Annotated in this window: 21 protein-coding genes, 1 tRNA gene and 3 pseudogenes; 8 read left to right on the top strand and 17 right to left on the bottom strand. The window is 41.2% G+C overall.

The genetic code is table 11. From position 1 onward, the window contains the following. Positions 1 to 80: 80 nt before the first annotated feature. The 13 genes and pseudogenes from K5J94_RS04835 to K5J94_RS09670 form a co-directional block, all read right to left on the bottom strand. The gene (locus K5J94_RS04835; RefSeq protein ID WP_159545035.1) at positions 81 to 770 is read right to left on the bottom strand and encodes a 5'-methylthioadenosine/adenosylhomocysteine nucleosidase; all 690 of its coding nucleotides are present in this window, start codon (positions 768 to 770) and stop codon (positions 81 to 83) included. 30 nt (positions 771 to 800) lie between these two features. Continuing rightward, on the bottom strand, positions 801 to 1,082 hold the full coding sequence (gene macP, locus K5J94_RS04830; RefSeq protein WP_221913705.1) for a cell wall synthase accessory phosphoprotein MacP: 282 nt from the start codon (positions 1,080 to 1,082) through the stop codon (positions 801 to 803). Continuing rightward, positions 1,082 to 1,636: an NUDIX domain-containing protein gene (locus K5J94_RS04825; protein WP_159545031.1), complete on the bottom strand. Its 555-nt coding sequence runs from the start codon at positions 1,634 to 1,636 to the stop codon at positions 1,082 to 1,084. The genes macP and K5J94_RS04825 overlap by 1 nt, the downstream gene beginning before the upstream one ends. Positions 1,637 to 1,670: 34 nt before the next feature. Beyond that, a complete protein-coding gene (gene glmU, locus K5J94_RS04820; protein ID WP_221913703.1) occupies positions 1,671 to 3,053 on the bottom strand; it encodes a bifunctional UDP-N-acetylglucosamine diphosphorylase/glucosamine-1-phosphate N-acetyltransferase GlmU in 1,383 nt (460 codons plus the stop codon). 95 nt (positions 3,054 to 3,148) lie between these two features. After that, positions 3,149 to 4,111, bottom strand: a complete 963-nt coding sequence (locus tag K5J94_RS04815) for a Gfo/Idh/MocA family protein (RefSeq protein ID WP_221913701.1) — start codon at positions 4,109 to 4,111, stop codon at positions 3,149 to 3,151. Between the two features lies 1 nt (position 4,112). Then, entirely contained in the window at positions 4,113 to 4,562 is a 450-nt protein-coding gene (locus K5J94_RS04810) for an ASCH domain-containing protein (RefSeq protein ID WP_221913777.1), read from the bottom strand. A gap of 65 nt (positions 4,563 to 4,627) precedes the next feature. Next, positions 4,628 to 5,326 carry a 3-oxoacyl-ACP reductase gene (locus K5J94_RS04805; RefSeq protein ID WP_221913699.1) on the bottom strand — a complete coding sequence of 233 codons (699 nt, stop codon included), beginning with the start codon at positions 5,324 to 5,326 and terminating at the stop codon, positions 4,628 to 4,630. After that, on the bottom strand, positions 5,319 to 5,555 hold the full coding sequence (locus K5J94_RS04800) for a DUF2829 domain-containing protein (RefSeq protein ID WP_159550488.1): 237 nt from the start codon (positions 5,553 to 5,555) through the stop codon (positions 5,319 to 5,321). Before K5J94_RS04800 ends, K5J94_RS04805 begins: the two co-directional genes overlap by 8 nt. A 200-nt stretch (positions 5,556 to 5,755) precedes the next feature. After that, on the bottom strand, positions 5,756 to 5,938 hold the full coding sequence (locus K5J94_RS04795) for an AlbA family DNA-binding domain-containing protein (RefSeq protein ID WP_159565109.1): 183 nt from the start codon (positions 5,936 to 5,938) through the stop codon (positions 5,756 to 5,758). Between the two features lie 119 nt (positions 5,939 to 6,057). Beyond that, a pseudogene (locus K5J94_RS04790) lies at positions 6,058 to 6,419 on the bottom strand (TIGR02328 family protein). A 318-nt stretch (positions 6,420 to 6,737) separates the two neighbouring features. Continuing rightward, complete coding sequence (locus tag K5J94_RS04785; RefSeq protein ID WP_221913696.1) at positions 6,738 to 7,565, bottom strand: EbhA; 828 nt, start codon at positions 7,563 to 7,565, stop codon at positions 6,738 to 6,740. A 210-nt stretch (positions 7,566 to 7,775) separates the two neighbouring features. Next, positions 7,776 to 7,988 carry a hypothetical protein gene (locus tag K5J94_RS04780; protein ID WP_221913694.1) on the bottom strand — a complete coding sequence of 71 codons (213 nt, stop codon included), beginning with the start codon at positions 7,986 to 7,988 and terminating at the stop codon, positions 7,776 to 7,778. A 208-nt stretch (positions 7,989 to 8,196) separates the two neighbouring features. After that, the gene (locus K5J94_RS09670; RefSeq protein WP_408022841.1) at positions 8,197 to 8,358 is read right to left on the bottom strand and encodes a hypothetical protein; all 162 of its coding nucleotides are present in this window, start codon (positions 8,356 to 8,358) and stop codon (positions 8,197 to 8,199) included. Between the two features lie 159 nt (positions 8,359 to 8,517). On the opposite strand from K5J94_RS09670, the pseudogene K5J94_RS09525 reads away from it, so the two are divergent. From K5J94_RS09525 to K5J94_RS04755, 5 genes and pseudogenes are all read left to right on the top strand, one after another. Continuing rightward, a pseudogene (locus K5J94_RS09525) lies at positions 8,518 to 8,646 on the top strand (ArpU family phage packaging/lysis transcriptional regulator); the annotation flags it as partial. A gap of 72 nt (positions 8,647 to 8,718) precedes the next feature. Then, a pseudogene (locus tag K5J94_RS04770) lies at positions 8,719 to 8,899 on the top strand (type II toxin-antitoxin system HicA family toxin). A 41-nt stretch (positions 8,900 to 8,940) separates the two neighbouring features. Then, on the top strand, positions 8,941 to 9,393 hold the full coding sequence (locus tag K5J94_RS04765; RefSeq protein WP_159564956.1) for a type II toxin-antitoxin system HicB family antitoxin: 453 nt from the start codon (positions 8,941 to 8,943) through the stop codon (positions 9,391 to 9,393). A 373-nt stretch (positions 9,394 to 9,766) separates the two neighbouring features. Continuing rightward, positions 9,767 to 10,021 (top strand): hypothetical protein, encoded by a 255-nt coding sequence (locus K5J94_RS04760; RefSeq protein ID WP_159795301.1) that lies wholly within the window; start codon positions 9,767 to 9,769, stop codon positions 10,019 to 10,021. Further along, positions 10,018 to 10,323 (top strand): bacteriocin immunity protein, encoded by a 306-nt coding sequence (locus K5J94_RS04755; RefSeq protein ID WP_221913692.1) that lies wholly within the window; start codon positions 10,018 to 10,020, stop codon positions 10,321 to 10,323. The genes K5J94_RS04760 and K5J94_RS04755 overlap by 4 nt, the downstream gene beginning before the upstream one ends. A gap of 287 nt (positions 10,324 to 10,610) precedes the next feature. On the opposite strand, the gene aphA is transcribed toward K5J94_RS04755, so the two are convergent. The 4 genes from aphA to K5J94_RS04735 all read right to left on the bottom strand — a co-directional run bounded on the left by aphA (position 10,611) and on the right by K5J94_RS04735 (position 16,579). Continuing rightward, positions 10,611 to 11,342 (bottom strand): acid phosphatase AphA, encoded by a 732-nt coding sequence (aphA, locus tag K5J94_RS04750; RefSeq protein ID WP_159547841.1) that lies wholly within the window; start codon positions 11,340 to 11,342, stop codon positions 10,611 to 10,613. A gap of 696 nt (positions 11,343 to 12,038) precedes the next feature. Then, positions 12,039 to 13,706 (bottom strand): phosphatidylglycerol lysyltransferase domain-containing protein, encoded by a 1,668-nt coding sequence (locus K5J94_RS04745; RefSeq protein ID WP_221913690.1) that lies wholly within the window; start codon positions 13,704 to 13,706, stop codon positions 12,039 to 12,041. 201 nt (positions 13,707 to 13,907) lie between these two features. Next, on the bottom strand, positions 13,908 to 15,914 hold the full coding sequence (metG, locus tag K5J94_RS04740) for a methionine--tRNA ligase (RefSeq protein WP_159564946.1): 2,007 nt from the start codon (positions 15,912 to 15,914) through the stop codon (positions 13,908 to 13,910). A gap of 575 nt (positions 15,915 to 16,489) precedes the next feature. Then, positions 16,490 to 16,579, bottom strand: a tRNA-Ser gene (locus K5J94_RS04735). A gap of 186 nt (positions 16,580 to 16,765) precedes the next feature. Here K5J94_RS04735 and K5J94_RS04730 point away from each other — a divergent pair. The 3 genes from K5J94_RS04730 to K5J94_RS04720 all read left to right on the top strand — a co-directional run bounded on the left by K5J94_RS04730 (position 16,766) and on the right by K5J94_RS04720 (position 18,554). Beyond that, a complete protein-coding gene (locus tag K5J94_RS04730) occupies positions 16,766 to 17,599 on the top strand; it encodes an exodeoxyribonuclease III (RefSeq protein ID WP_221913775.1) in 834 nt (277 codons plus the stop codon). 152 nt (positions 17,600 to 17,751) lie between these two features. Then, the gene (locus K5J94_RS04725) at positions 17,752 to 18,141 is read left to right on the top strand and encodes a VOC family protein (RefSeq protein WP_221913688.1); all 390 of its coding nucleotides are present in this window, start codon (positions 17,752 to 17,754) and stop codon (positions 18,139 to 18,141) included. A gap of 2 nt (positions 18,142 to 18,143) precedes the next feature. After that, positions 18,144 to 18,554, top strand: a complete 411-nt coding sequence (locus tag K5J94_RS04720) for a VOC family protein (RefSeq protein ID WP_221913686.1) — start codon at positions 18,144 to 18,146, stop codon at positions 18,552 to 18,554. The last annotated feature ends 20 nt before the right edge of the window (positions 18,555 to 18,574 follow it).

Below are 18,574 nucleotides of genomic sequence, written 5' to 3'. Positions count from 1 at the left end.
CAAACACTGTAACTTTAGCAGATAACCTTAAAAAAGAGTGGACAATAAGCCCAAAGACAATGGCTAACCGTCCACTCTTTTTATAAAGCTTTTAAAAACGCCAAAACGGTCTGGGCGGATTGCTGACCTGCTTGCGCTATAAATTGATCAAAAGTAAGATTGGCATCATGGGCAGCCGTATCACTCATTGCTCGAACAACGATAAAAGGTTTACCACAAGCCTGCGCGGCTTGTGCAATCGCTGCGCCTTCCATCTCAACGGCCAATACTTGGGGAAAGTGTGCCTTGATGGCAGCGATTTTTTCTTGCCCAGCGATGAAACTATCCCCAGTTGCAATCAAACCGACCTGACTATGTTGTTTAGTCCTTGCAAGTGCTCGCACAAAAGCAGCAACCAGCTGCTGGTCACATTCAAAATAGAGAGGCTGCATGGACATTTGCCCATAATCATAGCCAAAGGCAGTCAAATCCACATCATGATAGACCAGGCGGTCAGCTACAACAACATCGCCAACAGCTAAACCTGAGGCAACTGCTCCGGCAGATCCGGTATTGAGCACCGCATCAACATGAAAATGCTCAACAAGAATAGCAACGGTCATTGCTGACATTACCTTGCCAACACCAGACATGACTAAGACAACCTCGTGCTGCGCCAAGCGGCCTTCATAATAAGTATGATTAAGCATTGTGGTTTCTTTTTTATCTGCTAGTTTTTCCACAAGCAGGCTAAGTTCTTGCTCCATAGCAGCAATAATCCCTAATTTCATCGGATGATGGTTTCCTTTCTGGTCTGGCGATTATAAATTAAAGATGGCATAGACTAAAATAGCGATGAGAATGACTAACGCAATCAATAACAGATTTAATTTTGATTGAAATTGATGACGTTTTTCATTTTCAATCCGCCGACTTTTATAGATACGTTCGCTATCATCCTCATAGGGCTCATAGTCGTAACTATAAACATCATCGGTGACAACTACTTTAGTATCAAAATCATCAACATCATACTCACTTGAGAAGTGTTCCCCGCGGTTTGCCCGTTCAATGACATCATCTGACAATAACGGTTTGCCCATTAGCAATCACCTCCTTGATGCAGGCCATAATACTGCAAGGCAATCAGTGTCTTTGCATCAACAATCACACCCTTTGCCACTAGGTCCATACATTCCTGATAGCTCAATTCCATTAGTTCAAGCACTTCATCCTCATCTTGGGGGCGGGGATTAGGCACTTTTTGCAGGTCTTTTGCTAAAAAAAGCGTGATTTTTTCATTGCAAAAGCCAATGGCTGTATAAAATTGATACAGAAATTCTAATGAACCTTGATAGCCGGTCTCTTCTTCCAATTCACGCGCAGCTGCTTCTTGCTCCTGTCCTTGTTCGCCAGCTTCTAATTTTCCTGCCGGAATTTCATAAGAAACAGCTTCAATAGCTTTGCGGTATTGTTTGACAAGGAGAATTTTAGAATGATTAGTAATGGCTAAAACAGCGACAGCTCCAGCATGAAATACAAGTTCACGTTCTGCTGTACCAAGACCGTTAGGCAATTGCACCTCATCACGCGCAACCGTGACTATTTTCCCCTTGTAGATCTCCTTGCGATGTAATGTCTTTTCGATAAAGTCCATCTTGCCTTCTCCTTATGACTCTGATTCATTTGCTCTAAGCCTGCTGATTAGGATGGTGAGGCAGGCGTTTGGCATAGCCTTCTTTGACTACTTGGCGGCTGCGGCCAATAGCTAAGCCATCAGCTGCAACATTCTTTGAAATGGTAGAACCAGCTGCTGTTAAGGCATTATCGCCAATGCTCAGTGGCGCAATCAAAGTCGAATTACTACCAATAAAGACATTATCGCCAATTTGTGTTTTAAATTTGTTTTTACCATCATAGTTAACTGTAATGGTACCCGCACCAATATTTACTTCTGAACCAATCTCAGCATTACCAATATAGGTCAAATGCCCAGCCTTGGACTTAGCCCCAATAGCAGAACCTTTTACTTCAACAAAATTACCAATGTGCACCTCATCTGCCAACTGCGAGCCCGGTCGAATGTGGGCGTAAGGTCCTACAGTGACACCCGAGGCAAGGCTTGAAGCTTCGATGGTAGAATTTGTAATCACAGACCATGGACCAATCTGACTGTCAACCACGTAGGTGCCATTAGTAAGGACACAACCATAACCAATAGCTGTTTCACCTTTTAAAGTAACATTGGCTTCAAGAGTGACATTAGCTGCAATGACTACCTGGCTATCAATATAGGTAGTGTCAGGATTTTGGAAGGTGACGCCATTTAGCATGTGTTTTTGATTGATCCTGTGGCGCATGACTTGTTCAGCCTTGGCCAAAGCTAAGCGGTCATTCACGCCCAGGCTTTCTTCAAAATCATGTAGAGCATAAGCCCCCACTTTTTCATGGTTCTCTCGAAAAATGCTAATGAGATCCGTGAGATAGTATTCACCTTGAGCATTATTTGTTGTAATGCTCTTTAAAGCCTCAAATAAGCGACGATTATCAAAGACATAAGTGCCTGTATTGATTTCGTTGACAGCTTGTTCTAGAGTTGTTGCATCTTTTTGCTCAACAATCTTCACGACTTCTCCAGCCGGATTTCGGATGATGCGTCCATAGCCAAATGGGTCTTTGGCGCGAGCTGTTAAAATCGTTGCCACATTTTGCTGCTCAAGATGGCAATCCATCAATGCTTTTAGGCTCTCTCCTGTGATTAAAGGGGTATCACCAGCAATAACCAAGGTGTGGCCTTCAAGATTAGCGAGCTCTTCTTTGGCCATCATAACCGCATGCCCAGTACCTAATTGCTCCGCTTGCAAGGCAAAAGCTGATCCTTCTTTGAGGACCTCACGCACCAGATCAGCTTGATGCCCAATAACTGTAACGGTCTTAGCTGGCTCAATAGTGGTTACGCTATGAAAAACATGTTCAAGCATACTTAAGCCTGCTACCTGATGTAGCACTTTTGGAAGGTTGGATTTCATGCGCGTGCCTTTGCCCGCTGCTAAGATAATTGCATAATTTGTCATAAATGTTCCCTTTATTCATCAGTATCATGTTCATTATATCATATTTAGCCGCAAGCACTGAAAAAAGAAGGTGCCGGCAGACCTTCTCTTCGTTTTTAAAGTGCTTGACTTGCAGCGTCTAAAACAGCCATTACCTGTTTACTATGCTCTAATAAGGCTTGTGCTCCTGCTGTATCTTTTTTAGCAATCAGCTGCGCAAAATAACGAAATTCAGCAGCCATTCTATGCTCATCAAGATTCTGATTGATTGTTTGCTGCGCTTGCTTATTAGGGTAAAAATTAATAGCAGGCAGGGTATTGGTTGCACCATCAACCACAATGGCCCCCTTATCCCCCTGAATAGTAGAGCGTATCGGAGCTGAGCAATCCTTAGCCCCGATGCAGACAACTTTAAAATCAGGATACGTCAGCAGCAAAATTCCCGAGGTGTCAACTCCTTTTTCCATATTTGGCAGATAACTAACTGTAGTTGGTGCGCCAAATAACCCCACTACAAAATGAATATTATAACTATTAAGATCACGCAGGGCTCCGCCGCCCTTGCTGGCATCAAAAGCCGGGGCAATCTGACCAGCTTTAAAGGCATCATAGCGAGAAGAATATTGGGAATAATTGCATTCAACAATTTTTACTGTGCCAATTTCTGCCAGATGTTCTTTTATCCAGTGATAATTGGCTAAGTGTTGATTTGTAATAGCCTCCACCAAAATACAAGATGTTTGCTTGGCCAAGGCTGCTAATTCTTCTAGCTCAGCCAAGGTCATGGTAAAGGGTTTTTCACAAATGACGTGTTTATGGGCTAAGAGGGCTTTTTTAGCCATCTCAAAATGTAAATGATTAGGGAGGGCAATATAGACAGTATCGACTTGCGAATCAGTCAAAATGTCATGATAGTCACTGGTTGCTTTTGCTATCGCATATTGCTTGGCTAGTTTATTTGCTTTAGCTAAGCTGCGCGGTGTTGACAAGATAGCCTCCAATGATACGTCAGCCATTTCCTGTAGTACTGGCAAAGCCTCTTGGACAATCATTCCCGTACCTAATACAGCTAATTTCATTTTACTCTCCTAACTGTGGGTAAACCACTTGAAATTCCTCTAAAACAATAGGACTCTGTTCAGAAAAAACAAGACCTGCCTCTTCAAAATAAGGTTGAAAGAAGTCCAGATGGGTCTGGCGCCACCCAGCTAAACTCCGATCTCCCTCTCCTTCCTTATAAGCATGTTCTGCTGACACCTGATTAAAAGGAAGCACCTCAACCTTAGTAATGTGAATAATGCAGACTGCTTGGCCTTTGCCATCTAGCACAACATCATAAGTTCCGACTTGTGGCAGCGGTTCTTGATCCACTGCATATAATTCATAGGCAGAAGCCGTTGCTGTTTTAGTGCCTTCTAAGACGAGCTGAGCTAATAGATCTGGTTGAACGCCAAAGGCCCAGGCATCGATCTCATCTCCAATACTGGGATTAATCTTTTGATAGGCTTGCCATAATTCTTCTGCTGTCATTTCTTTTCCTTTCAAATCAAACGAGGGAACTGATACAATGCCCAAATCATTCTCAATATACTTGGTCATTTCAGACTCCAACCACCATCCATTTTAAGGATTTCGCCTTGCATGGCGCCTGCTTTGCCTGAAGCCAAATACAAGGTAAGCTCAGCAATTTCTGCTGGCTCTAGCCAACGCCCAATCGGGGTTTCATCAGCGACCCATTGGGCTAAGCCACCCGGTGCAAAGTCGGCTTTGGTCATGGCCGTTTTAACGGCGCCTGGTGCGATGCCAAAAACCTGAACACCTGATTTGGCATAATCCAGAGCAAGTTGGCGGGTAAAGCCTGCCAAGGCATGCTTGCTAGTGGTGTAAGCCGCCCCGCCGCCGCCAGCTAGAAAACTGGCGATAGAACACATGTTAATGATAATACCAGATCCGTTAGCTAGCATTTGCGCTAAGTAATGGCGAGTGATACGAATCGTAGCAAAGAGATTGACCTGAAAAACCTGGTCGATGTCAGTATCACTAATATCAAGCAAGGGTTTGTAGTCGTCAAGAATTCCAGCGGTATTGCACAAAATGTCCACATTCTGTGCAAAGTCGTAAAGCGTAGCTAAATCTCCGCTAATATCCAGTTGCAAAAACTGAAAGTCACCGGGCAAGTCGGGCTTGCCTGACTTGTCAACGCCATAGACAGCGTAGCCATTCTCCAAAAAAAGACGGGCCTGAGCTAGGCCGATGCCTGAGGATACCCCTGTGATGAGGACGCGTTTAGTCATGGACTTCCACCCAATCGGTGGCTAGCACATCACATGGGGTTGGTGCCCACATGGAAAAGCCTTCGCCAGCTCCAGAGACATTAATCAAAAAGTAGGGCGTCACCTCAAGAGCTTGGCCGTTTTGCTCAATGCTATCAAAAAGCTGCACATAGTTTTCAGCGCCGCCCCAGCCTGTCCGAACGTATTTTTTCTTTGCTTTTAAGCCTGGTAAAATCTCTTCAAATGTCATGGTTTTCTCCTTTAGTGTCTGTAATCGTTGATTTAATAGCTTTTGTGACTCACGTGAAATATAAATTTTGAAATTTGTACGGCTTTTAGTTCCGAAACACACATGTGTGGACTTTCTTGTGGGTCCACAAGTTATTCCTGGTTTTTCATAAAATGAAATCGCTTTTTTGTTCTTTGATAAGTGACTATATCTGTTCATTGTCATATTATTAGCGGAGCAATCCCTTTTACAGGATTTGTCTTATCTCTTTCATCATAACCTAAGATTACAACTCCTCCGTTAGTATTTGCAAAAGCAGAATAGGTTTCCCAGAATGATTTGGGCAATCCTTTTTCAGCAGCTTTATATTCAATAGTAATCCCTTCAGGAAGCTTAATGTCCATATTTATTATTCCTTGCAAAAGATAATCTCAAGATAGTCTCAAGATATTTCACGCGCTCCAAAATTAAGTTGCTAATTTTGTTGACAGCAGCAAAGCTAGTAACCACACGCAAAATGCTGCTATATATCAATTCCCTTTGCTCTGAGGTTTTCCAAACACTCTTTTAAATATTTTTGGGTATGCTCTGGGTAAATGGGTACCGTGCGTTCTTCATTTTGTAATACAGAATACGCTGATTCAGTCAAACCACGATAAAGAGGATCTTTCCATTTAGCATCAGGATTATATCCTCTTTCCTCCATTTCATCCATGATTAAGCAATGGTATTGGTAAAGCTTATATGGTGAATAGTTAAAGATATAGTTAATAGTTGCATGAGGACCCCCCAGCCACCACCTCTTAGTGCCGCGCATTCTCTATGCTGGCCTAATAATTGCTGGCGTGGTAACTTACTGATAATTTCTTCATGCCATAATCTCATGGATTGATTTTCTCCTATTGGTTTTTTGTTAAAAATACTTAGGTTTTAAAAAAGCTAAAGTGTCGGTAGATGTCGGTTATCTAACCTGCCCTAGACTCTCATGTAAGTTACTTCCGAATAAGAAAGTATAGTGAGTAACAAACTAAAATAACCACAAAGATAAGTGACACAATAGCTAGCATAGTTATATCAATCATTTCAATTCCTTTTTCCCAAACAGCTGTATCTGTCAATAATCCTAGAACCTTATTTTTTAACCCTAAATTTAATCAAACGCAGGGTGGCATTTCAATACCAAACACAGTAGGTAAACTTGTCTTATTCTTTGATCTCAATCAACTTGTTATATATTTTCCCAGTTAAGGATATTTGCTGACTGGCCGTGAGGTATCTTGAAGTCCTAATGACTAAAGTACCATAAACATAATGAGAACCCGGATTTAACATTCCTTGACCGTCAAACGCACTTAAGTAGGTGTTACGAACTTTTGCCTCATCAGAGGTTTTATAAACTTCAATGTTTCCGCCAGCGTCTGCCCCCTTAGCCACAATATCAGCGCCATCCACAGTCTCAGTTACCTGATTATCAGTAAAGTAGATTGAGGCTTTATATCCACCTTGTTTGTTCAAATTACCGTTTGGATCGTTTGTTTCAGTTACTGATTGAAGACCTGTAACTGTATCAATCTCTTTCACACGCTCTTCAATAAATGCCTGACTTGGGTTAGTGATTTGGGTTAACTGTCTAACGCTAGTAGTGTATGCTGAGGAGCTGTCTGCTAAAGACTGAGTAACTTTTGAATAATCTATTGGTTGGTTAAGCATCTTAGTTTGTTTGTTGATAGCTTCTGTTTTGTCCGCTACCTTTGGGATTTTCCTTAACTCACTTTTAGCAGTTGCTACTGCTACTTTTAAATTATCTAAAGTCTTTTCATCTAGCGGTTTCTGGTTAGTTTTGATGAGCTTTTCAGCTTTGGCAATATCATTTTTTAAACTATCATTTTTCGTTCTAACCATTTGAACAGCCTTGTTAAAGTCTGTGACAGCTTTTCGGTGAGGAACATAACTCAACAAATAGTAGCCCAATCCTCCGCCGACAACCAGCAGAATGATTAGTGCTGTAATGATAGTATTTTTCTTTTTCATGGTGATTCCTTTCTGAAATCATGGTCAGACAATTTTTGTATAGTATGAGCATATCTGACAGGAGGCATTTTCTAATAGTGTTGTGACGAATTTTAATTAAAGTTAAGAATTGTTGAGATTTTTAGATGTATGCGCGTGGGTAGTCTTCATCGTCTGAATCAGTAAATTTAGTCATATCAAGATAATATAAAAACGTAATTATTTAATTAACTAGAAAGCTCTATCTGATCTAATAACAGAAAGTACCTTGATGTGTGACGTTTCAGAGGAAAACCATTTCGTTTCTCTTTTTTTCATTTCTTCTCTAGATGCCTTATCACGCGTTCTATATTGGTAATCAATAGCTTCTATCATACCTGTTTTCTTTGTCAATTCAATAATTTGCTTTTCATTTAGCATCTTTAAAGAGTTAACTAATAGCAAAGCTTGATTTCTTGAGTCAAGATCCTAATGTATTTGACTCTGGCCTCTATAGCGTTGTCTAAATCAACTAAAGTAGGGTAAGCAATGGTAAAAAAGTTTGAAGGTTTTGTTGCATGTTCAGAGACTGAGATTTATAGAGCTTTATCTGTTTTAAAACCGCTTTTTTTGGTTTCTTCATCTTGTCTATTATCTATACCAATTTGTCCGACTAAAACTTGCACGACAAATTCAAGCAGATTGCAGGTAGCCTCATCCCCCAACAGATACCCGACCAGCACACCAAAGAAGTCAGGATCGTTTGGGATTTATCGGGCTGGATTTGCCTCTCTCCTTTCTCCCAATAAATGTAAGTTCTCTTTATGACGCCAATTTTATTTGCTAATTTTTGCTGAGTTAGCTTTTTTCTTGCCTTAACTTTTTTAATCCAGTCATTGTCTTAATACCTTTCAAAAATTATTATAACACTAAACATTTTCAAGGTGAACAAAATCAATAGAAACAAAAAGTGTTGACCGTGTTGAGGTTGAGTAAAAAGCCTCGACAAGACGTCATAGAAGAGCTGGAACCAAAAAGTTCAAGCTGGTATTATGAGACTAAGAAAAGAGCTTTACTTGAATTTGCGGAATTTTACAGGGACGGGGCGCTAAAAAAAATCTAATCAGAATGTTATTATTTCTTGAATACGTGTTATACGTATCATATAATAAGCTTGTCAGGAAGTAAAAGCGCTATACCTATGACACAAAAAAATGGTTAAACTTCTTACCGCCAATGGTTGGACAAAGACCAAAGAAGGTAACGGGTCACACGTTAAGCTTGAAAAAGCAGGCGAGTGGCCTATAACCATTCCCCACGGTGACATTAACAAATACACTGAACGGGGTATCAAAAAGCAAGCAGGCCTGTTATAAAGACAAGTCCCCCGCTTGTCTTTGATTTTGGAGGGAAAACTATGCTTGTCACTTATCCAGCTTTATTTTACTATGACGATACAGACGGAGCTAACGCCCCTTACTTTGTGACTTTCCCAGATTTTGAGCATTCAGCAACTCAAGGTGAGGATATGGTAGACGCTATGGCAATGGCTAGCGATTGGCTAGGCATTAACTTAGCTGATTATATCGAGAACGGTCGCAATATTCCTAAACCATCAGACATTAATTCCCTTTCTTTGATTGATAACAACCCTTTTGGCGAGGATGCGGATTTTCAATTAACCTATGACCCCAATAAATCTTTCGTCTCGTTGGTTATGGTTGACGTTGCCAAATATCTTGGTAGTCAAGAACCTATCAAGAAAACCCTAACTATTCCACGTTGGGCAGATACTTTAGGGCGTGAATTAGGTTTGAATTTCTCCCAGACACTAACAGACGCTATTGCGGACAAGAAAATCCACGCTTAATCCGATTTATGATTAGTAATAGAACCCTTCTAACCTCCTTGAAACAGATATTTTCTGCGGTAGGAGGTGGGATGGTTCTGTTTTTTTGCTCACTTAAACCCAATTTTTGCGACTTCTGAGACGATTTTTCATTTTTAGAGAGCAACTCATAACTCCTTGTCGCTCTAAGGATAGATAGTATTTTTACCCTATTTTGGCATTTGGCACCTAAAAAAAGGGGGGGCAGTACATTCATAGTAGCCCAGTTTTTAATTAGTATACTTTGTGAAAATTTCATAAAAACATATTGATTTTACAACATAAAAGTTTTATATTTTTTATATTAATGTCATTTATAAAAAGCATTTTTATGAAATTTGTTGGAGAACCCAAAATGAAGAAAAAATTATCTAAGTTTTTTGTATTATCATTACTTCTAGGGGCAACATTAGTAGGTCATCAAGCACATGCTAGTACTAAAGCAGTGAGAATTGGTACTGCAATTTGTGTCAATAAAAATGGCCGTGCCCAATATAGACCAGATTTAGACGCAATTAGATCTCAAACAGCTAGAGTTGTCGTTAACAGCTGGATTAACCATGGACCATGGGCTCCATGTCTAGGATTTGGAGTTATTATCCCACAATGAAAAGCAATGAAAGAACAGAATGGTTGAGACACATTGAATTACTAATAAACTCTGATTCAATTAAAGATAATCCTGAATTAAAAAATATTTTCCTAACAACTTATAAAGCACTAGAAAACAACGAAAGAGATGCTTTAGCAAGATTAAGCAATCATATTTCTTGGTACTTAATTACTCATAATTATGAAGCGCCAAAACCTATCATTGACTTTGCTCAACAAATAGCTAAAGAGCCTCATAAAGAAAGAGGAAAGCTGGCATTTTTACAAATATTAGCATTATCCTTAACACAAATAAAATAAAAAGACTCTATCATTTCTGTAGCTGGTAACGCCACTCTGGAGATGATAGAGCCCTTTTTTAGTGTCAAAATGTGGAATTTTTTGTGGACTTTGAAGGAATATCTAAGGATTGTTAAAATGCTAGCAAAACTCTAGAAACGTTGTTATATCACTAGTTAGGGCAATGCAAAGACAACAAAACTACATGAAAGTCTCCTTTGAAAAGTCGAGCCTTCATGCAGTTTGAGTTCTTTTTGTTTGGAAAATGATCGCTTAAAAGCGACTTTGGAGCGGCAGCTGGTCTGATATTAATAAGCTGAATCTTTTAAGACTTCTTCTTTATAGCCGCCTGCTTGTGGCAATGGAAGATTGGTTGAATTTGGTGCGCGCAAAATTCTAATAGGTCTTGCGCCAGCTTCTCTTGCAGCATGCACATCATCATCACTGTCACCATAGTGAATTTGCGAATGATTTTTATGAATGTAATAGCTCTTATCATATTTGTAAGGCTTAATGGCTTTATCACCCGTATAGTTGACTGGGATTGGCTTTTTCAAGTCAAAGACTTTCGCTAGAGACTTGGCAGTTTTATCAATTTGGCCTTTTTTATACATTGATCCTCTAGTACGACCAGTAATAAAAACAATCTTATCGCCACGTTTTTGGTGCATCGCAATTAGGGATTTAGCATAAGTCTTAGGGATTGAGTCTTGGTCACCACGTTTGGCCACAAAATCCCAGAATTTTTGCTGGTGTAAGAAATCAAAGCTTCCAGGGGTCATATAGGTTTTCCCATATTGGAAGTATTGACTGCTAAATAAAAGCGTATCATCAATATCAAAGCTGACTGTAATTTTTCCTTTACCTTCTAAGCTTTTTTCAATGCTTTCAATGGTGACATAATCAACCGGAGCTTCTTTTGATAGCTCGGTCACACCTTTTTGCTGATAAGCCACTTTAGGCCCACTTGCTTGGACACTACCACTGGCTGTGGCCAATAAAGAAGCCATTAAAAAACTGGCTAAAACATATTTTTTCATTATGAAGTCCTCCTCTTTTATTTTACAATGCCAGGCGTCATTTGTAAATTGTTTTCAAATAACTTTTATGTCTTTCTTTTTTTATTTTAATCATTCAGAGGGCCAAAGGCTTTGCGCAAAAACCAGACAACGGGCACTGTCACACCGACTTTTTTTACCTCCTCTAACAAACTCCCACGAACATCGGTATAACGGCAGCACCCTTATCGCTACTTGTTATGTCAATGGCAGAGCTCTAATTCTTTTTAGAGCAACTGGGCAAGCTAGCCTCTTCTAAGATGTGAGCTTGCCAGCCCCTTGCTCTTCCTGTACAAGATGGCCACCATTTTGGCGGATTGGTTCTTGGTTTTTCTTGCTTGGTTTAGAAAATGCAAAAATGCCTAGAAAGTTCTGTTGTAACAAGCTTTCTAAGCATTTATTTCATTTGGAATTTCAAAGCCAACTGTATGGTTTTACAGGCTGAGGCTACATTTTGAGATTTTATGCCTTTTCGAGCAGCAGCCCTAATGAAGGACCACGAAAGTAAGGCTTTTTTGTGCACAACATCTCCCTTTAGAATAGTTATACTGTAGTTGGATACAATAGACTATGCGGGAGATGACTCGAGCAGCTCTTGCTAATTTTTTTGCCTTTGGCTATTTGCTAGCTCCTTGCCAAGGTTGGCTAGGGCTAATAAGGTTAGCCACAAGGATTGTCCTACTTGCGTGAGCGATTTTCCATAAGGTCATAGGAAGCCTTCATCAGAGCTAGGACAACGACAAAAAAGTTAGAATGCTTGGAATAGGCAATATAGTAGGGTTCCCAGGTCTTGGCAAATTTGGCCTTATAGTGGCGCAACCCCTCAAATGAATATATTTGCGAACCAAGCTGATAAAGGAGGTAGCCCATCCGCTCTGTTACAAAACTAAATCGATAGTTGCCGACATTGGCTAAGGGGCTCATTCCCATATTAAACCACTCTAAGCCCTGTTCTTTGGCATACTGGATGATCTTAATGAACAGCACATCCATGATTCCCTTGGGCGCATCATGAGCATATCGCATCAAGTCTACCAATAAGGATTGTTCGCTCTGAGATGTTTCTAGGCTAGCAAAGGCTACTAATTTACCCTGATGCGAACGAATGAGGGCTAAGTCAGCATGGGCTAGGTAGTTGGCGCTAAAATAGCCCAAGGAAAAGCCCATCTCTCTGCGGCCATTGAGCCAGTCAGTCGACACTTCTTCTAGTTCAGCTAGCAAGTCAGCTGAATGAGGTGGTGCAGTGATCGTAAATTGGTGGCCGGACTTGTCAACTTGATTGACGACGGAACGTAAATTTTGCCGTTTTTTACCTGAAATACTGAATTCTTCTGGTTTGACCAAACCTTCTTCACCCAATTTCATAAAATCAAAACCAAAATCATGCACAGCAAGCACTGTCTTTTCTGGAATTTCATAAAAAACTGGGCGAAAATGATACAGATCAGCCTCAGTCATAAAAGCCATCAGGCCTTCTTCTAGGTATGCTTTATCGCCAATAAAGTCCCCCATAACTAGAAGAAATTCCTTGTAAGGTTTAAATTGTAAGCCAAGCTTATCTTGACCATTGACTTGGTAATACCAGATACGCTTATCTCCAAGATAGGCTAAGCCAGTGTAATGATGGTCACCCAAGGCACAGAGGGCTTGATAACGCTCGGCGTCAAAAACTGAACCAATCTGGTGGCGCTGGCGCTTAAGGATCGTCAAAAACACCACAACTACCACAACAATCAAAAATAAGGTGAGAAAACCCGTCAACCACCAATGAAACGAAGGTACAGAAAAATGCTTTTCCAAGGAAACCCTGGGCACACGACGCGGATCAACTAAATTGGTATAACCTAAAATAACATAGGACGCTAGTAAAAAAAGCCAAATTGCTCCATCAAGAAAACCCTCTTCATGACTAATAATCAATTGTTGACGATAAAGATGATGACGGCTAATCCACAAAGCAACCATTAAAAAACCTAGAAGATAAGAGGGAAAACTGGATCGATAGAAAAAAATCGTATAAAGCAGCGCGAGGGCTAAAAACACCAAAGTCGGATAAAAAGCCTGCCTGACCCGGTTAGCAATCGCACGCCCACAGACCAGTAAGGAAAAACCAAGCATTAAGCTGGGAACCTGGCGGATGAGAGCCATACTGGCTAAACCATACAATTTGTCTTTGATGAGTGGCAAATTAATAATCGAATCATGACTAGTAATCATCAGGACCAAAAGGATACCCGAGACATAAAAAAGTCCAATCATCAGGTAAAAACTCAAGGTGGTGAGCATATCCTTTAAGATTACCTTCTTAGTAGTGATAAAATTCCCAAGATGCTGTAAAAAAGGCATAGGCCTCCTTTCAAAATATGTCTTTTTTTCATGAAATAGCCTAACTGTAGAACCTTAAATACCAAAAGGGAACAGGCGCTCTAAGCTTAATACTTTAAGGGCTTAGCCTACTCCTGCTCCCAACAAGGTTAAAATAAGTCAGAATGGGGAGTAAAAAACACTTCTCCTCCACATCAGATTTAGGTTCACAAAAGCTAATACCTAGCCAATAATAGCACCATTTGGTACCGAAGGATCAACTGTTAACACTGTCAATTTGCCCTCATGCTCAGCAGAGAGAATCATTCCTTGACTAATGTATTTTTTCATCATTTTACGTGGTTTGAGATTGGCTACAATCTGCACTTTTTGGCCAACCAATTCTTGTTCATTGGGATAGAACTTAGCAATTCCTGATAGGATTTGACGATGGTCTGCATCACCTGCATCCAACCGAAAGCGCAGCAATTTATTAGACCCTTCTACTTTCGCCACTTCAATAACTTCAGCTACTCGAATTTCCACGGCATCAAAGGTCTCAAACGAGATTTCCTCCTTACTAGACGTCAATTCCACTTCCTCAGGAAGCCATGCTTTAGCCTCAGGTGCCGTGCCTGCATGCATTTGTTCCTTGATATAGGTAATTTCTTGTTCCATGTCCAGACGTGGGAAAATGGGCCTTCCCTTAGCAACAACCTGAATGCCACTAGGCAGACCTGCTAGCTCAAGGTGTTCCATGGAAAATTGGTCGCCCAGACCCAATTGCGTCATGATAGCGTTAGAAGTTTCCATCATGAATGGTTGAATCAGATGCGCTACGACTCGCAGACTCGCTGCTAAGTGAGCCATAACTGCCGCTAATTTGTCGCGATCAGCTGCGTCCTTGGCAAGAACCCAAGGTGCTGTTTCATCAATGTATTTGTTGGTACGTGCAATAATATGCCATACCGCTTCAAGCGCACGCGGGTAATCAACAGCCTGCATTTGTTTATGGTAAGTGGTGATACTATCAGCCACCACAGCTGCTAAATCAGCATCAAACTCAGTCGCACTGGCAAAATCAGGCACTTGACCATCAAAGTATTTATTAATCATGGCGATGGTTCGATTTAAGAGATTACCAAGGTCGTTTGCTAATTCGTAATTAATCCGGCCGACATAGTCTTCTGGTGTGAACGTTCCATCTGAACCAACTGGTAGTGAACGCATCAGGTAATAACGTAGTGCATCAAGACCAAAACGCTCAACCAGCATTTCTGGGTAAACGACATTGCCTTTTGATTTTGACATTTTCCCATCTTGCATCACAAACCAACCGTGGGCAACTAGTCGGGTTGGCAGCGGTAAATCTAGCGCCATCAGCATGATGGGCCAATAGATTGAGTGAAAACGTAAAATATCCTTTCCAAGCATTTGCACCACTTCGTGTTGCTCATCATTGCCCCAGAAGCGGCCCATCTTATTTTCCAGCTGATTGCCATAGCCTAGAGCTGTGATATAGTTAGAGAGGGCATCAATCCAGACATAGACCACGTGTTTGGGGTCACTTGGCACCTTGACTCCCCAACTAAAGGTAGTACGAGACACTGCCAAATCTTCCAAACCAGGTTCAATAAAGTTCTTGAGCATTTCAGTCATGCGCCCATCAGGCTGAATAAACTCTGGGTGTTCGGCATAATAGGCTTTAAGACGGTCAGCATATTTGCTCATACGAAAGAAGTAAGATGCTTCAGAGACCTGTTCTACCTCATGACCAGACGGAGCGATACCACCGATCATCTTGCCATTTTCATCGCGATAGACCTCAGCCAATTGGCTCTCTGTAAAGAATTCTTCGTCAGGTACTGAGTACCAACCGGTGTACTCACCTAAATAAATATCGCCTTGCGCTAGCAATTGATCAAAAATCTTGGCAACTGCCGTCTCATGGTAAGCATCTGTTGTACGGATAAACTGGTCATAAGAAATGTCCAAAAGCTGCCACAGTTCCTTGACACCCTTGGCCATATCATCAACATAGGCTTGTGGGGTAATCCCAGCTGCTTTAGCCTTTTGCTGGATTTTTTGCCCGTGCTCATCAAGCCCCGTTAAATAGTGAACATCAAAGCCCATCATCCGCTTGTAACGAGCCAAAACGTCACAGGCTATTGTGGTATAAGCAGAGCCAATGTGTAACTTACCTGAAGGATAATAAATCGGTGTGGTAATGTAGAAATGTTTGTCTGTCATGCTTTCTCCTATAAGCCACCCTAATGAAAGGTGTTTTTTCGTTACTTTTCATTATAACACAAATTAAACAGGCACCAAGCAGAAATAAACCTGTCACTACTTTTGACGACAGTGTCAGATGAGCGTAAGTGGGTTTAAGGAGAACGGTAGGCTCCAATCAACTTTTAGCCACGACTTAGCTTGTTGACTCTATTTAAATAATCGATGCGGTTGTTTTTTGCTCCTTAGCTCATTTAACCTTCCGTCTTATCATCTAAATCCTTCTCATCACTCTTTCACCTAATCAAATACCAGCTCAACGTATTATTCGAAAAAAACAAAGGAAGTCTTAAGAAACATACAAACTGGGGAAGTTAAAGCTTTACAAACTAGACTTATGCAGACTCAATACACAAACGTCAATAACTTCTTTAAATAAAAAAGCCCCACGCTCAAATCTGGCGACTCTGAGCGTGAGGCAAATCATGTATGAGAAACAAGCATTAAATGGCTCGTTTTTTGGGCCCATTTTAATAGAAAAATAAGGTAAAAAACGGGTGAACACCTTTAAAACCTTGATGCACCAATAGGATAAACGGAGGACATGGGATTTGAACCCACGCGCGCTGTTACACGCCTGACGGTTTTCGAGGCCGTTCCCTTAAGCCGGACTTGGGTAATCCTCCAATGGTTAAGCATACTATACCATCAATTAGGCAAAATAGCAAAGCTTTTCCAGCTTAGACGATACTAAAGAGTAATCTAAAAGAAGAAAAACAGCCGTTACCCACGCGCAAAAGCGTGAACGGTCGCTTGTTTAGGTAATTTTTGTTAAAATGAATAAAACAAATGAAAAGAAAGAGACGCAATTTATGAAACTCATCTCCTGGAATATTGATTCCCTAAATGCCGCCTTAACTAGTGATTCGCCACGCGCTATGCTCTCACGCGCTGTCATTGAAACCTTGGTCGCTGAAGATGCTGACATTATCGCTATTCAAGAAACCAAGTTATCTGCCAAAGGACCAACCAAAAAACACCTTGAGATTATCTTGTCTTACTTCCCCAACTACCATCACGTCTTTCGCTCATCGGTGGAACCAGCTCGCAAAGGCTATGCCGGAACCATGTTTCTTTACAAAAAAGAGCTTAATCCCATCGTTAGCTTTCCAGAAATCGGTGCCCCTAGCACCATGGACGCCGAAGGGCGCATTATCACTTTAGAATTTGCCAATTGCTATGTCACTCAAGTCTATACGCCAAATGCCGGTGATGGCTTACGGCGTCTAGCAGAACGGCAAGTTTGGGATGAAAAGTATGCTACTTACCTAGCTGAGCTGGACCAGAAAAAGCCCGTTTTGGCCACTGGCGACTACAATGTTGCCCACAAAGAAATTGACCTGGCCCACCCAGCCAGCAACCGCCGCTCACCTGGTTTTACAGACGAAGAGCGCGCAGGCTTTACTAGCCTTTTAGATCGCGGCTTCACTGATACCTTTCGGCTGATTCACGGTGATGTCCCAGATGTCTACTCTTGGTGGGCACAGCGAAGTAAAACAAGCAAAATCAATAATGCAGGCTGGCGGATTGATTATTGGTTGGTCTCCAATCGCCTTGCTGATCTCGTAACCAAATCAGAAATGATTCATTCAGGCACACGCCAAGATCATACTCCCATTGTCCTAGAAATTGAGTTATCTTGCTGATGCAAAACGATTGTAAAAGCTGGGCTAAGTTTTTGCAGTAGGGCTTGAGCAGTCATCTCCAAGGGGGTAAAGGATAGGCAAGCAAAGCAATTGAAAAAGAATGACCAGCAAGCTATAATAAGGTCTCATACTAAAGTGTATCGGAGAAACATATGATTCAAAAATCAACAACCATGCTTTATATGAAAGATCCAAAAGCTGCAGCCGACTTTTGGTGCCAAAAAGTTGGCTTCCTATTGATTGAGGAAACTCCAATGGGAGAGACGCGTTCCTACCAAATCGCACCAAGCTTGGATGCTAGCTTTAGTTTTGGGATTCACGATCAACAGCTAGTTGCTGCTCAAAACCCTGAGCTAAACTTAGGTTTTCCTTCGGTTTTGTTAGAAACCGATGATTTACAAAGTACGCACGCTAAGCTAACTAAAGCTGGCGTTAAAACTAATCCAATCATGGACTTCCAAGGCATGGTTCACTTCACCTTTGTCGATACTGAAAATCACTATATTGCTGTTCGCCAAGCGCCAACAAAGAAGGAAAACTAAAAATGATCAAAGCACTAAACGTATATCTTATTACTGATGGCAATGGTCAAGAAGCCGTTCGCTTCTACCAAGAAGTCTTTGATACTGAGTTGCTCAGCCTGACCTTGTGGCAAGACCAAATCCCTGATTGTCCTAAGGATCGAGCACAATTAGTACTAAATGCTCAATTGGCTTTTGATGGCATTATTCTTCAGCTATCTGATGAAAATCCCGATAATAGCTACCGTCCGGGGACAAATATGTCTGCTGCTATTATAGTGGATAGCGTAGAGAGGGTACAAAAACGCTATGACAAATTGGCAGTTGATGCAAAATCCATTGCCCTTCCTCTGCAAGAAACCTTTTGGAGCCCCGCCTATGCTAATCTGATTGATAAATTTGGTATATTTTGGCAAATCAGCACCGAACTTTAATATAAAAGGCCCGCCTATTC

The organism is Streptococcus halichoeri (genome assembly GCF_019774635.1).
In the GTDB taxonomy this organism is placed as follows: domain Bacteria; phylum Bacillota; class Bacilli; order Lactobacillales; family Streptococcaceae; genus Streptococcus; species Streptococcus halichoeri.
This window is presented reverse-complemented; position numbering and strand designations above follow the sequence as displayed.